Origin of the sequence: Mesobacillus harenae (assembly GCF_013343715.1) — a bacterium.
GTDB lineage: Bacteria > Bacillota > Bacilli > Bacillales > Cytobacillaceae > Mesobacillus_A > Mesobacillus_A harenae.
The window spans coordinates 1-14,345 of the sequence record NZ_JABUNR010000032.1 but is presented as its reverse complement, the minus strand read 5'-3'; the positions used below and the strand labels follow the sequence as shown (position 1 = coordinate 14,345).

Here is a 14,345-nt window from a genome sequence, read left to right as displayed (position 1 = left end):
CCGAATCAAAATGGAGTTTATGTACCAAATCCGAGGTTTTTGTATAGTGCGATGGCGATGCAGCCGGAAATCAACAATAGTGTTTTAGAAATTGCCAGAGAATTAGCGGGCGGCGGCTTAATCCAATTGCCATCCTCTTATAAGGACTTTGTTAATGAAGAGACGGCAAAGGATATTAAGCGCTATGTCCAATCACCAGGAGTCCCGGCTGAACAAAGAGTGCAGCTTTACAAATTAGCATGGGATATTATCGGATCAGAATTTGCAGGACGTCATCAGCAGTATGAGAGATTTTATGGGGGACCTCCCTTCGTTGTCAAGGGGCAGGCCTTTAGAAATTATGGTTTTGAGGAAGCAGATCACCTAGTTCAAGAGTGTTTGGATAGCTATTCACTTCAAGAGACAATAGAAACTGAACAAGGAAAAACTATAGTCTAAAAGATATATAACAATAGAATCTTGACTAGTTATCCCTATTATCATGCTGCGAATGCTAATAAGAAAATATATACAAGATTCAGAATATTTGTTATGTTTTGGATAAATACAGGCTGAAAGGGGTTTCAAATTTGAAATCTGCAATTATTAATATAGGAAGAATAGTTACTGGAGATCTTCATAATCCTTTCATAAATAATGCTGAGTTAATTGTTATGGAAGCCGGAAAAATTATCCACATTGGGAACGACAACACTAAGTTACAAGATTGCAATATTGTATTGGATGCAAATCATTCAACAATAATACCTGGTTTAATAGATTCTCACGTTCATGTAGTACTTGGGGACTATACGCCAAGACAAAAGACTGTTGATTTTTTAGAAAGTTACACTCATGGAGGTATAACACGTTCCATAACTGCAAGTGAGGTTCATGCCCCTGGGAGACCAAGTGATCCTGCGGGAGTAAAAGCGTTAGCATTAATGGCTCAAAGGTGCTTTCAAGATTTTCATCCTGGGGGAATGACAATTCATGGTGGATCTGTAATCTTAGAGCCAGGTTTAACTGAAGAAGATTTTATAGAGTTGGCTAAACAAGGCGTTTGGTTAGCCAAGGCAGGTTTTGGAGCATTTAAACGTCCAAGAGACGTTTCAGAAATTGTCCGTATGGCACAAAAGCATGGCTATAAGGTGATGTGCCATACTGGCGGAGCATCCATACCTGGTTCATCACCAGTTACTGCAGAGGATTTATTGGAAATGCTGCCTGATGTAAGCGGACATATTAATGGTGGTCCTACTGCATTAAGTAATTCGGACTTAGAAAGAGTTATTTATGAATCAAAAATAGTCTTGCAAATTGTTCAAGCTGGAAATTTCCGTTCTGCCCTTAGAACAGTTGAACTAGTAAAGCAATCGAATCAAATTGAACGATTGTTAATTGCAAGTGATACACCAACCGGCACTGGGGTAATGCCGTTGGCAGTCATAAAGTCAGTGGTAGAGTTAGCAAGCATGTCAAGGACAGCTCCTGAAATCATGATTGCCGCTGCAACAGGGAATGTCGGAAAAGCATATGGTCTAGATGCAGGAATCATTGAGGAAGGTAGACCTGCTGATTTATTGGTAATTGATGCTCCACTTGGAGGGTGTACTAATAATGCTTTAGATGCTATTGAAAATGGAGATATCCCTGCTATTTCAGGATGTTTCACTGCTGGAGAATTACGTTATATAACGAGCCGTAATACCCCACCGCCAATAAAAAGAACAAAGGTTATTAGTGAAAAATTAAAAGTCTGGATGTAAGGGAGAAGCATATGACAAAAAATAATTCGATTCTTTTTTCGGAAATGATTCCTGAACGAGATTGGGAAACCAAATTTAATGATTGGTACGATACAGAACACATTCCATTACGAATGAATGTTAAGGGCTTCCAATGTGCAAGGAGGTACAAAGAACTTAATAGTTTGAAATATTTAGCTGTTTATGAAATGAACGAAATTGACGTGATGAAAGGTCCAGCATATAGAGAGGTAAAAGAAAACCCAAGTGATCTAACTAAGTGGATGCTATCTTCTGTGAATGGGTTTACACGCTATACAGGAAACCTAATCAGCGAACAAATCAATGAAAAGATAGAAGGGAACCCATACGATGCACCCATCCTTTATCCAGTGATGTTCCAAGTTCCAGCGAGTAGGGAAGCTGAGTTTAATGATTGGTATGTCGAAGATCATGTTCCAACACTCCTGAAAAATCAGGATTGGCTTGCATGTAGAAGATACCGGATTGAGAATGGAGAACCAGAAAATTGGACACATATAGCCTTACATTATTTGAAAAATATAGAGGTTCTTGATTCGGCAGAAAGGAAAGAGGCCCGCAAGTCTCCTTGGAGAGATAAGTTAGCAAAAGAAGACTGGTTCAATGGGAAATACATGATGTTTGAATTAATAAAGTCTTTTAGTGCCACCAATATAAAATGATCAAAGAGAGGATTGATATTAGATGGAAGTAAGAAAGATATACACATCCGTTGAAGAAAGTTACAGTGAGCTAGGGCAGGCTGATGGACTGCCATTACGAAAAGTTGGAGTAGTAGCTGTTGTTAAGAACCCTTTGGCAGGACAATACCATGAAAGTTTGCAATTGCTGATAGATTCTAGCCACGAGATTGCACAACTAGTAACAAAAAAGGCGGTCGAGGCAATGGGAGACTATCCTGTCGAAAGTTATGGGAAGGCTGCTGTGGTTGGCATTAATGGCGAGCAAGAGCACGGAGTGGCCATGCTAACGACTATCTTTGGAAATATACTTCGAGACAACGTAGGAGGTGGGAAAGCGTGGGTTTCTTCAATGACAAAACGCGCTTCTACAGGACAGACAGTAGATGTTCCACTAGCATATAAAGATGCTTTATATGTCCGTTCTCACTATGATGGTATGTCTTTAACCTTGCATGATGCCCCGCTTCCAGATGAAATTGCAGTGATCTGTTGTGTAGCGAACCGTGGGAGAATTAATGCAAGGGTAGGTGGTATTACAAAAGATGAAGCGAAAAAAGAAGACGGACTAGTTTGAAAGGTATGTTAGTTTATCTGACAGCTACATGGTCCGAAAAGGACCAAATAGGTATCATAGGATTATATAATCCCATTAATGTTTGAACCAGTAGATGAAATAGTTTTAGGGGTGGCAATATGAATGTTCAGGACGTCTTAATACATGCCTTACCGATCATTGCAAAATTAACAGATGGGTTTGTGGCCATTACAGATTCCACTGGGAACAGACTAAGGGTGATTGATGCTAATGGAAATTCGATAGGAATCTTGGAAAATCGAAGATTGGGATTGGGAGAGGAATCAATTAAACAAGGAAAAGTCCTATCAGGTCCATCTGAATTAGCAAAAGGTGCTCGGATTTGGGCAATACCAATAGGTCAATTTGCATTAATCGTTACAGACGATGGTAAAAAACATAGACAAACCCAAATTGAATATTCACTAAAGGAATCACTCCCACTAATTGCAAATGTCATTGGTGGGGAGGCATCTATATTTAACGAGATTGGTGAAGTAATTCATAGTATTAACCATGATGGAACTTCCAATAATGAACTAGTCGGCCAAATCAATAAAGACGCCTACTCATCTATGACACTACATAAATCCCATGTTATACAGTCCTCCGTCCTTCCTGGAGGAAAGAGTATACTTATCCCGATTAGTAAAGGGCTAGGGCTTGAATTAAGTACACTTTCTCCCGACACCCTTGACCAAGAAATAAACAAAGAGGGGAATGCTAAGTATAATTTTGATGACATTATCGGAAAGAGTGATACTCTTCGCAAGGCAAAGGAATTGAGTTTACGAGTTTCAAAAAGTATTTCCCCTGTTTTATTACTTGGGGAATCCGGTACTGGTAAAGAATTATTTGCACACTCTATTCACAATGCAAGCAGCAGAAAGAATCATAAATTTGTCGCGATAAATTGTGGCTCTATCCCTGAAAACTTAATTGAAAGTATTCTTTTTGGATATGAGAAAGGAAGTTTCACAGGAGCAAATCCTACTGGGAAAAACGGACTTTTCATTGAAGCACATAAAGGGACGATCTTTTTAGATGAGATTGCTGAAATGGATCATAGATTACAAACTCGTCTATTAAGAGTCCTTCAGGAAAAAGAAATCATGCCATTGGGAAGTTCAAAAACATTTGAGGTAGACGTCCGTGTCATAGCTGCGACAAATAAAAATTTGAAACAGCTAATTAAAGAAGGGAAATTCAGAGAAGATCTTTATTACCGGTTAAATGTTATTCCAATAGATATTCCATCGTTAGCAGAAAGAAAAGAGGATATTAAGGTTCTAGTGAACAGCTTTATTAAAGAATACAATATCCTTCTGAATAAGCGAATTACTGGATGCAGTCATGAGGCAATGAATAAGTTATTAAAATATCAGTGGCCTGGGAATGTGCGACAACTTAGAAATGCGATTGAAAGAGCAATAAATGTAGTTGATGCAGGATTTATCGAGGTAGATCACTTACCGGATTATATTTTTAATGAAGAAAGGCAAACAGTAAAGGAAATTAACTATAACCAATCCTTAGATGAAGCTATTAAAAGGTTTGAACAAGAGTATATTTCAGAAGTCCTGGCTAAGACACAGTTCAATAAGCAAGAAGCTGCTAATCAACTGGGCGTTAGCACAACCACCTTGTGGCGAAAAATAAATAATTCTAACAGTGATTATATAGAAAGGATTAAATAAAATAGTTTGAATTTTCTGAACAATCTAGATAAGAGGAGGTGATGAAAGGCGAAGTTTTTGCAATGAAAGGTATTAATAAGGGGGGATTGTAAATGACAGATTTGCATGATGTTCTAACAGAGCGTGACAAACAGGTTTTTGCACAATCAGGTTATGGAAAAAGAATGGGATTCGGAAATCGTCCTGCTATATTGGTAATTGATGTGAATTATAACTTCGTCGGCGACAAACCCGAGCCAATCTTGGAGTCTATAAAGAAGTGGAGAAATAGCTGTGGGGATGAAGGCTGGGAAGGAGTCAATAGAATAAAGGAACTGTTAACCGAAGCAAGAGATAAAAATATCCCCATTATATATAGCACGGGTCAGGAACCGAGAAAAGACGGATTTGATTCTGGGCGGTGGGCTGATAAAAATTCTAGAAGATCAGAAGATAGATCTCAGAGTGAAGTCAATGGTAATACGATAGTTCCAGTTATCGAACCAGAGCCCCATGATATTGTAATCACAAAAGGCAAGCCAAGCGTTTTTTTCGGTACATTATTACTTTCATATTTAACCGACCTTCAAGTTGATTCCTTAATTGTATGTGGAACAACAACTAGCGGGTGTGTGAGGGCTACTGTCATAGACGCCTTCTCGTACAATTTTAAAGTTAGTATTGTCGAAGAATGTACGTTTGATAGAGGCCAAACCACGCATAAGATTAACCTTTTTGACATGAATCAAAAATACGCTGATGTCATCGAGTTAAACGAGGCAGTTACTTATCTTCGCTCGTGTTCTAAAGGGTTATTTGCTGAAAAGATGCCTGCTCTTAAAGCAATCAAATAAAATAGGGAATCGGGGGATTTAGATGATAAATAAAAAATGGTTTGGTATAAAAATTATTATTTTTGCTTTAATTCTAGTGATCAGTGCCTGTTCAAGTTCAAATACAAATTCTAGTTCAAGTTCCAATTCTGAAAGTGAGGGTGAGGAAACAAAAGAACTTGTTAAATGGAAACATGGGATTGTTAGTGCCAAAGCGGATTCAGGTTTTATCTTAATGGCTAAAGAAAAAGATTATTTTAAAAAGCATGGAGTAGAAGTTGAATTTATGGAATTTGAAGGGGATGCAACGATGATTCAAGCACTTATTGCCGGAGAGCTTGATTCGATGGAAGCCAATCCTGCAGCTTCAATTAATGCTATTAACAAAGGTGCAAAACTAAAATTTATTGGTTCCACTATGCCTGGAATGCCATATGCATTATATACAAATAGTGAGATTAAAAGCTTCAAGGATTTAGAGGGCAAGATTGTTGGTATCTCCAAGCCTGGTGCATTACCGGAGATTATTGTAAAAGCAATGTTGATGGAAGAAGGCCTAGACCCGGCATCAGTTACATTCGTGAACGCAGGTGGAGATGTTCAACGTTACCAAGCGTTAATGGGTGGGAAGGTAGACGCCATTGCCTCTGCTTCCGAATTCGTACCCCAAGCTGAGAAGGACGGTATTAATGTCCTAGGTTATGCTGCCGATATCGTTCCAATGTATCCAAGGTTTGTAATTGTTTCCAGTGAAAAAGCACTAACAGAGAAGCCAGATGCTGCGGCAGGATTTTTAGCAGGTGAAATGGAAGGTTTGACCTATGCCTTAAACAATCGTGATGAGGCCATCAAGTTGGCTGCGAAAACAATTGATGTACCAGAGGATAACGTGCGTATAAATTCCATCTACGATGAAGTAAAGGAAAAAGGCTACTTATCACCAAAGAGTGAAATACCAGTTGACCGAATCGAATGGCTTCAAGACTTTTTATTCGAACTTGGATCTATTGAGAAGAAAGTTGATCTAAATACGGTTATTGATGAATCATTCCGCAAAAAAGCATTAGAAATGGCTGAAATCGAGTAAGGAAAAATTAAGAAAATATAGAGGGGGGGGGAACCTCCTCTATGATTGGAGGAGAACAATGGCTAACGAAAAGGTTCATGTAAGGCAAATTTCAAAAGAATTCATCGTTTCCTCAAAAGGAATAGAAGACCGAATAACGGCTCTACAGGATGTATCATTTTCTGTACAGGAAGGTGAAATTATCGCCCTAACCGGAACGAGTGGTTGTGGTAAAACGACCATGTTAAGAATAATAATGGGGCTTGAAAACCAGTCTTCTGGCATCGTGGAAGTTGGAGGGAAGCAAGTAACTGGTCCAGGGTATGATCGGGGTATGATCTTTCAACATGCAGAGCTGCTGCCGTGGCGTACTGCACTGGAAAACGTAGAATTCGGTCTTGAGGTTAAAGGAGTTTCTCCCCAGGAAAGAAGAGAAGCAGCTAAGTATTATCTAGAGTTAGTGGGACTAAAGGATGCGATGAATCATAGGCCGACTCAATTATCGGGCGGTATGAAACAAAGGGTTGGAATAGCACGTGCCCTTGCGATCGACCCCGATGTTTTATTAATGGATGAGCCGTTTGGCGCATTAGATGCACAAACACGAGAAACCTTACAAGATGAGTTATTGAAAATTCATGAGCAAACTAAGAAGACAATTATCTTTGTTACACATGACCTCGATGAAGCAGTTTTACTCGCTGATAAAGTAGTCGTAATGTTTCCCGATCCAGGAAGGATCCATGAAATTGTTGATATAAACATCCAAAGGCCTAGGAATGATGTGATTGCAATTAAAGGTTCAGATGAGTTTAACCAAAAACGCTATTATATCTGGAAAGCCCTTAAGACAGCGGCTTCATCAACAGTGGGGGTGTAGAAAATGGAAGGAAGATCAACGGTAATAACTACAAGAAAAGATCAGGTTTCTAAGATAAATAAGATGAGCTCTAAAAGAAAACCTATTAAAGACATATATATAATAATTATTTCGTTAGTGCTTATTATGTTGATATGGGAAATATTCGGGAGACAAATAAATCCAATTTTTGCTTCATATCCAACAGCAATATTTTTTGCCTTTTTTGATCTTATGGAAGGTGGAACATTGGTTACTGCTTTTGGGCAAAGTGTACAGCCTCTAGCAGTTGGCTATTTATTAGCAGCAGTTGTTGGTATACCTATTGGTCTTTTGATAGGAAGATATCGTATTGTTGAATCTGCTATTAACATATATGTTATCGCTGGCTATGCCACTCCATTGGTGGCTTTAATACCCTTATTTGTTTTATGGTTTGGCCTAGGGTTTGGAGTGAAAGTAGCCATAGTATTTACGTTAACTATATTTCCAATCATTATAAATACCACTGACGGAGTTAAAGCAGTACCTAAAACTATGATAGAAGTGGGAACTGCTTTCGTTGCCTCACAGTCTGCCATAATGCGTAAGATCATTATTCCAGCCACTATACCTCATATCATGACAGGGCTAAGATTAGGTGTTGGAAAAGCTGTAATTGCTATGGTTATTGCAGAGTTTTTCACTTCTATTAGCGGCTTAGGTGGAATTATTATCAACTCAGGAAATAACTTTGATACGGCAAAGATGTTTGTGCCAGTGATTATCCTTATGATCCTTGGGGTCGGTTTGACAGCACTTGTTGGCAAACTAGAAAGTATTGTGGCTCCATGGCAGGACAAAATGACGAAAAAACATGAATAGCAGATCATACGAATAAACAAATTTTAGCGGAGGTGATGAAATGGAACAAAGTTTACGTGCTGCATTAACTAATTATAAAAACAACGAAGATTTAATTCATATCACTAAACAAGTAGATTGGAATTTTGAAGCAGCAGCTTATTTATGGAAATACAAGCATGGTCCTACAGTTATTTTTGATAAGGTAAAAGGATATGACGTTCCAATTATAGGTAATTTACTAACCTCAAGAAAAAAATTTGGTCATGCATTTGCCTTACAGGAACATGAGATCCAGCCATTCTTAGTCAATGCAATCGATAATCCAATAGCCCCTAAAGTGCAGGAATCGGATGCACCGGTTCAAGAGGTGGTAATTGAAGGGGAAGAAATTGATATTTTGCGTGACCTTCCAATACCGGTAATCTCCGAGAAGGATGGGGGGAGATATATATCCGCAGGTGTATTTATTGCCAAGCACCCGGAAACAGGGAGAAGGAATGTTTCAATCTGCCGAATTCAAGTTTTAGGTGCTAATAAAATTGCCTGTTATATGGCACCTACCCACTTGTTTAGTTTTTTACAAAGCTGTGGAGAATTAAACAAGAAATTAGAAGTGGCAATATTAATTGGGAACCATCCGGCAATCATGGTAGCTTCCCAGTTACTTGTCCCAAATGATGAATTAGAAATAGCGGGCGGAATGTTTAAGGAGCCAGTTAGAATGACCCGCTGTAAAACCATCGATTTAGAGGTGCCAAGCGAAGGGGAAATTGTTCTTGAAGGAGTAATTGACCCTAGTGAACTCCATATGGAAGGGCCCTTTGGAGAGTTCCCAGCTACATACTCCCCTGCACGTGAAAACCCAGTAGTTCATATCCAAGCAATGACAACTCGTAAACGGCCAATGTTTCAAATGATCGTTGGCAGTAATCATCCAGAACATCTATGGACAGGAGCTATTGCAAGAGAGGCCACGTTATATAAGGCGGTCCGAGCAGTAGTACCTACCTTACATGCTGTTTCGATGCCCGAAGGAGGAGTCTGTCGATTCCATGGAATTCTCTCAATCAAGAAGAGAACAGAAGGAGAAGGCAAGCTTGCAGCATTAGCTGCAATCGCAAATCAAGATTTACTAAAACATATAATTGTTGTAGATGATGATGTGGATTTATTTAACTCAACAGAAGTTGAATGGGCGATTGCAACCAGGGTACGGGCACATGATGATATTCAGATCATTAAGGATGTGAAATCCAACCCCGTAGATCCAATGTCAATTAATAAGACCATCAGTAAGGTAATTGTTGATGCTACATTAAGAATGGATGAACGAGAAGGGGTATACGGGGTTAAGGCAGGAGTACCAGAAGAGATCTTATCGAGAGTTCTCTCTGAGCCTAATAGCTTCTAAGGGAATAAAGGGAGATGAAGTAATGAACCAACGTTCATATGCAGATTTAAGAGAACACATAAAAGCACTAGAATCCCATGATCAATTAATTAAAATTTCACGAGAAATAAATAAGGATACAGAAATGCATCCTCTCGTTCGATGGCAGTTTCGTGGGGGAATTAAGGAAGAAGACCGTAAAGCATTTCTGTTTGAAAATGTAACCGATTCAAAAGGTAAAAAATACGATATCCCTGTTATAGTTGGAGCTTTATCGGCTAACCGAGAGATTTACCGATTGGGCCTAGGGGGAGGAGATATCGATTTAAAAGATATTAACCGGATATGGTCCCGGGCAAAAACGAACCCAATTGATCCAAAGATTGTCGAGGAAGCTCCAGTACATGAAATAATTATTCGAGGTCCTGACTTAGAGGTACCTGGAAATGGACTAGACGGAATACCGATTCCTATTTCAACCCCTGGTTTTGATATTGCTCCTTTCACTACTTGTTCACATTTTATAACTAAAGATCCTGATTCAGGAATCCAAAATATGGGAAATTATCGTGGGCAAGTGAAAAGCCCAGTAAGATTGGGTATGAATGCGTCGATTGAGCTAGGTCAAGGTATCTATGAACACTGGAAGAAATACCAGGCACGCGGTGAAAAAATCCCTGTTGCTGTTGTGTTGGGAGGGCCTCCTTCTGTTGCATTTGCTGCCGTTCAAAAAGTCCCGCATGGTGTTGATGAGATTACGATTGCAGGGGGACTAGTTGGTCATCCTATTAATATAGTAAAATGTAAAACCGTTGATTTGTTCGTGCCTGCCGAATCTGAAATTGTGATTGAAGGGTATATCAATACAGAGTGGCTTGAACCAGAAGCTCCTTTTGGAGAATCTCATGGCCACGTGAATTTGCAGGAATACAATCCGTTTTTAGAAGTTACGGCTATTACTAGAAGAAAAGACGCAATCTTAGTTTCTATTATTAGTCAAGTAACTCCAAGTGAAAGCAGCTTAATAAAAAAGATAGCATATGAGGCTTCTTATTTAGAATTTCTAAGAGATACGATCGGTATTAAAAGCGTAAAACGTGTGGTCATGCACGAACCATTAACGAATCTAAGAAAACTAATAATATTACAAATGGGTGAAGCGAAGGAACCTGATATTTGGAGGGCATTAATGGCAACAACGTCATTACAGCCAGCATCAGGAAAGTTTATTATTGCTGTGGATGACGATATCGATCCGGATAATCTGGATGCGGTTTTTTGGGCTATGTCCTATCGGATGAAACCTCACGCAGATGTACAGATTATCCATGGAACTGATGGGGGGCATGGTCCACGTGCAAGCCATGGCGGTCCATATGACTCAGTAATGTTAATGAATGCAATGAAAAAGGAACCATTTCCTCCAGTATCCTTACCAACTAAAGAATTCATGGAAAATGCTAAGGAAATATGGGAAGAGCTAAATTTGCCCCCACTTAAGCCAGAAATGCCGTGGTATGGGTATTCACTTGGGATCTGGCATGAAAAATTTCAAAAGGATGCTGAAGCTGCAACGAAAAGCGATTATTTTGAAACTGGAAAGCGTTTAGTTAATGAACGCCGTAATGACATAATGCCAAATACGGAGCTATGAATGGAGCGGTGCAATGATAGATCTAACACAGTTAAACACGAAATTATTTATTAATGGGGAATGGCATAAAACCAATGATGAAATGCCAATTATTAATCCAACTGATCAATCCATAATAACATTTGTATCTAAAGCGAACAGAAATGATGTAAATAATGCAGTTAATTCTGCTAAAGCAGCATTCCCCTCATGGGCCAGTTTAGGTATAAAAAAGCGAATTAACTACATTGAGAAATTCAGAGAGGCAATTTCAAAAAATAAGAATTGGCTTGCAACTATTGAAAGCTTAAACAGCGGTAATCCTATCAAGGGTATGTATAGGGATGTCGACAATGTATTGGCCCGGATCGATCAATCAATACACTTTGCCTCATCAGTAAACGGGTTTACTAGAGAGTCTAGTGATACTTCAAACTTACACTACATCAAATATGAACCATACGGAGTAGTAGCTAGAATTGTGCCTTTTAATCATCCTCTCCTCTTTGCAGCAACAAAAATTATCCCCCCCTTATTGATGGGGAATACGATTTTGTTAAAACCGAGTGACTACACTCCTTTATCGGCATTAGCTCTGGGAGGATTAATCCAAGAAATTTTCCCACCAGGAGTTATTAATATTATTACCGGTGATTTCAACGCTGGCAGTGCAATAGTTCAGCATCCTTTAATAAAACGGATTGGATTCACAGGAAGCTCCGCAACAGGACAGAAAATTTTGGAAGATGCGGCGAAGGTTGGAATTAAAAACATAAGTTTGGAGCTTGGCGGCAAAAACCCAATGATTGTCTTCCCAGACGCGGACGTTCCCAAAGCAGCGAAATATTCCCTAATTGGGATGGGATATGGAAGTGTTCAAGGTCAATCTTGTGGTTCAAACTCAAGGGTTTTTATACATGATTCCATATATGAGGAATTTGTTGAAGAGCTTTGTGAAAAGTCCAAAGAGCTTGTGCTAGGAGACCCCTTAGACGAAAATACTGATATTGGTCCATTAATTTCACAAAAGCATTTGGAGTTTGTTCAATCAAAAATTGAAGAAGCTAAAAGAGAAGGGGCAAAAGTTTTGTATGGAGGAACACGACCTTCTGATGAAAAAGGAGAAAGAGGCAACTTTCTGGTACCAGCTATATTAACAAATGTTTCCCAAGATATGAAGGTTGCCAAGGAAGAAATCTTTGGTCCGGTGATGGCTCTTTTCCGGTGGAAGGATTACGATCAATTAATTGGTGATGTCAATGACATTGATTACGGATTGACTGCAAGTATTTGGACAAAAGATTTGAATCTAGCTCATAAGACCGCTAACGTAATTGAGGCAGGCTATATATGGATAAATCATACTGCAAAACATTTTGATGGGCTACCCTTTGGTGGTTATAAAAATAGCGGACTGGGACGAGAAGAGTCCATTGATGAAATGTTAAGTTATTGCGAAACAAAGGTGATTAACTTAATTTTAGAGGATTAGGAATGGCGGGAGGGGACCATGGCTAAAAAGGACTTTGTTTATTTTTTAAAAATTCTAGGAACAGAAAAACTGGCTTTCGCTTTTTGTGCATCTGCAGAAAACACACCAACTAGCGCTAAACAGAAAATACAGCTCGTCTTAGAATCTAAAAATATTGATTCCTATCAACTGTCCTATTTAGGATTACTAGATTACCATGACATGGACCAATCTATTAAAGATCATTTGCATTTTTTTGAAATACATGGTGATGTATGGCTTTTACTTTAGTGGAGAATCCCTTTAATAGGGATTTATTTTTTGAAAATATTTCAAAGATGGGATGGTATCGTTCGTTTCTGAATCCTCCCATTTATGGATTGCAAATCGAATTAGCAAACTATTTTAGTTTTTTTCATATTTGGAAATAATTCGTTCTTAAATGCAATAGAAAAATCAATAAAACATCTTCAATTTAAAAAAACATGTAAATTTTCAACATTGGCACGTTACTTGCATTGTAATAGTATGAAAAGTTAGAATATTTTAAATTGTTGGAGGCGAATACATGATTAGAACAGGAAAAGATTACTTAAAGAGTTTAAATGACGGAAGAAAAGTATTCATTGACGGGGAGCTGGTGAAGGACATAACTTCACACCCGGCTCTGAAAGGAATTTCGCAAACTGTGGCAAATTTGTATGATCAAGTTGCCGATCCGAAAAATGATATGACTTATCTGTCACCTAAAACAGGGAAGCCGGTTAGTAAAGCCTATATCATTCCGCGTTCAAGGGAAGATCTAGAGGAAAAACGAATTTCAATGACAAAGAGTGCGAATTTAACCTATGGTTTAGTAGGCAGAAGTCCTGAACACGTCGCAAACTTCCTAGTGGGATTCGTTAGTTCACCTGAATTATTTGCGAAAGCCGGCCAGCAGTATGCAGACAATGTAAATAAATTTTATGAACACGCTAGAGACAACCACTTGTTTGGTTCTTATGCCATTGTTCAGCCGCAAATTGACCGAAGCAAACCAGCACATGAACAAGAAGATCCTTATTTGGCCGCAGGTGTTTATGAAGAAAGACCGGATGGAATTGTACTTCGCGGAGCGCAAATGCTGGCAACGAGCGGTGCGGTATCTGATTATTTATTCCTAACATGCATCCAGCCTTTACGTCCTGGTGATGAGAATTATGCGATCTCTGTTGCGATTCCAATTAATACCCCTGGCCTGAAACTATATTTACGTCGCGGCTATGCAGCGGATAAGCCAAGTGTGTATGACTACCCGCTTTCCACTCGCTTTGATGAAACCGACGCATTGGCTGTTTTAGAAGATGTTTTCGTCCCGTGGGAAAATGTATTCGCTTATAAAAATATTGAACTAACATACAAACAATTTTTCGAAACACCAGCACACAATTTTGGGAATACACAAGCTCAAATCCGTTTTGTAACGAAACTTCAATTTATTACGGGCTTAGTCAAGAGAATGACCACCACAACCGGGACCATCAAAATGCCGCCAGTTCAGGGGCT

14 protein-coding genes are annotated in these 14,345 nt (G+C 39.0%); all 14 read left to right on the top strand.

The genetic code is table 11. The features are described from left to right. On the top strand, positions 1-438 hold a 438-nt coding region (locus HRJ06_RS22800), incomplete at its 5' end, for a 4-hydroxyphenylacetate 3-hydroxylase C-terminal domain-containing protein (RefSeq protein ID WP_277874723.1). A 131-nt stretch (positions 439-569) separates the two neighbouring features. Further along, entirely contained in the window at positions 570-1,748 is a 1,179-nt protein-coding gene (locus tag HRJ06_RS22795; RefSeq protein ID WP_174735222.1) for an amidohydrolase family protein, read from the top strand. A gap of 11 nt (positions 1,749-1,759) precedes the next feature. Further along, the gene (locus HRJ06_RS22790) at positions 1,760-2,431 is read left to right on the top strand and encodes a DUF4286 family protein (RefSeq protein WP_174735221.1); all 672 of its coding nucleotides are present in this window, start codon (positions 1,760-1,762) and stop codon (positions 2,429-2,431) included. Between the two features lie 22 nt (positions 2,432-2,453). Then, entirely contained in the window at positions 2,454-3,026 is a 573-nt protein-coding gene (locus HRJ06_RS22785; protein WP_174735220.1) for an amino acid synthesis family protein, read from the top strand. A gap of 119 nt (positions 3,027-3,145) precedes the next feature. Continuing rightward, positions 3,146-4,723 carry a sigma-54 interaction domain-containing protein gene (locus HRJ06_RS22780; protein ID WP_174735219.1) on the top strand — a complete coding sequence of 526 codons (1,578 nt, stop codon included), beginning with the start codon at positions 3,146-3,148 and terminating at the stop codon, positions 4,721-4,723. A gap of 92 nt (positions 4,724-4,815) precedes the next feature. Next, the gene (locus HRJ06_RS22775) at positions 4,816-5,556 is read left to right on the top strand and encodes an isochorismatase family protein (RefSeq protein ID WP_174735218.1); all 741 of its coding nucleotides are present in this window, start codon (positions 4,816-4,818) and stop codon (positions 5,554-5,556) included. Positions 5,557-5,578: 22 nt separating this feature from the next. After that, positions 5,579-6,622, top strand: a complete 1,044-nt coding sequence (locus HRJ06_RS22770) for an ABC transporter substrate-binding protein (protein ID WP_174735217.1) — start codon at positions 5,579-5,581, stop codon at positions 6,620-6,622. 58 nt (positions 6,623-6,680) lie between these two features. Beyond that, complete coding sequence (locus HRJ06_RS22765; RefSeq protein ID WP_174735216.1) at positions 6,681-7,481, top strand: ABC transporter ATP-binding protein; 801 nt, start codon at positions 6,681-6,683, stop codon at positions 7,479-7,481. A 3-nt stretch (positions 7,482-7,484) separates the two neighbouring features. After that, positions 7,485-8,324 carry an ABC transporter permease gene (locus HRJ06_RS22760; protein ID WP_197970079.1) on the top strand — a complete coding sequence of 280 codons (840 nt, stop codon included), beginning with the start codon at positions 7,485-7,487 and terminating at the stop codon, positions 8,322-8,324. Between the two features lie 40 nt (positions 8,325-8,364). Then, a complete protein-coding gene (locus tag HRJ06_RS22755) occupies positions 8,365-9,717 on the top strand; it encodes a UbiD family decarboxylase (RefSeq protein WP_174735215.1) in 1,353 nt (450 codons plus the stop codon). A 22-nt stretch (positions 9,718-9,739) separates the two neighbouring features. Then, positions 9,740-11,350 (top strand): UbiD family decarboxylase, encoded by a 1,611-nt coding sequence (locus tag HRJ06_RS22750; protein WP_174735214.1) that lies wholly within the window; start codon positions 9,740-9,742, stop codon positions 11,348-11,350. A 13-nt stretch (positions 11,351-11,363) separates the two neighbouring features. Further along, entirely contained in the window at positions 11,364-12,821 is a 1,458-nt protein-coding gene (locus HRJ06_RS22745) for an aldehyde dehydrogenase family protein (RefSeq protein ID WP_277874722.1), read from the top strand. An 18-nt stretch (positions 12,822-12,839) separates the two neighbouring features. Next, a complete protein-coding gene (locus tag HRJ06_RS22740; protein WP_174735212.1) occupies positions 12,840-13,091 on the top strand; it encodes a hypothetical protein in 252 nt (83 codons plus the stop codon). A 277-nt stretch (positions 13,092-13,368) separates the two neighbouring features. Then, a partial coding sequence (locus tag HRJ06_RS22735) for a 4-hydroxyphenylacetate 3-hydroxylase N-terminal domain-containing protein (RefSeq protein WP_174735211.1) occupies positions 13,369-14,345 on the top strand: 977 nt, incomplete at its 3' end.

Coding starts and splice junctions, on each gene's coding strand:
- HRJ06_RS22790 (WP_174735221.1), top strand. CDS start 1,760: ATGACAAAAAATAATTCGATTCTTTTTTCGGAAATGATTCCTGAACGA.
- HRJ06_RS22785 (WP_174735220.1), top strand. CDS start 2,454: ATGGAAGTAAGAAAGATATACACATCCGTTGAAGAAAGTTACAGTGAG.
- HRJ06_RS22780 (WP_174735219.1), top strand. CDS start 3,146: ATGAATGTTCAGGACGTCTTAATACATGCCTTACCGATCATTGCAAAA.
- HRJ06_RS22775 (WP_174735218.1), top strand. CDS start 4,816: ATGACAGATTTGCATGATGTTCTAACAGAGCGTGACAAACAGGTTTTT.
- HRJ06_RS22770 (WP_174735217.1), top strand. CDS start 5,579: ATGATAAATAAAAAATGGTTTGGTATAAAAATTATTATTTTTGCTTTA.
- HRJ06_RS22765 (WP_174735216.1), top strand. CDS start 6,681: ATGGCTAACGAAAAGGTTCATGTAAGGCAAATTTCAAAAGAATTCATC.
- HRJ06_RS22760 (WP_197970079.1), top strand. CDS start 7,485: ATGGAAGGAAGATCAACGGTAATAACTACAAGAAAAGATCAGGTTTCT.
- HRJ06_RS22755 (WP_174735215.1), top strand. CDS start 8,365: ATGGAACAAAGTTTACGTGCTGCATTAACTAATTATAAAAACAACGAA.
- HRJ06_RS22750 (WP_174735214.1), top strand. CDS start 9,740: ATGAACCAACGTTCATATGCAGATTTAAGAGAACACATAAAAGCACTA.
- HRJ06_RS22745 (WP_277874722.1), top strand. CDS start 11,364: ATGATAGATCTAACACAGTTAAACACGAAATTATTTATTAATGGGGAA.
- HRJ06_RS22740 (WP_174735212.1), top strand. CDS start 12,840: ATGGCTAAAAAGGACTTTGTTTATTTTTTAAAAATTCTAGGAACAGAA.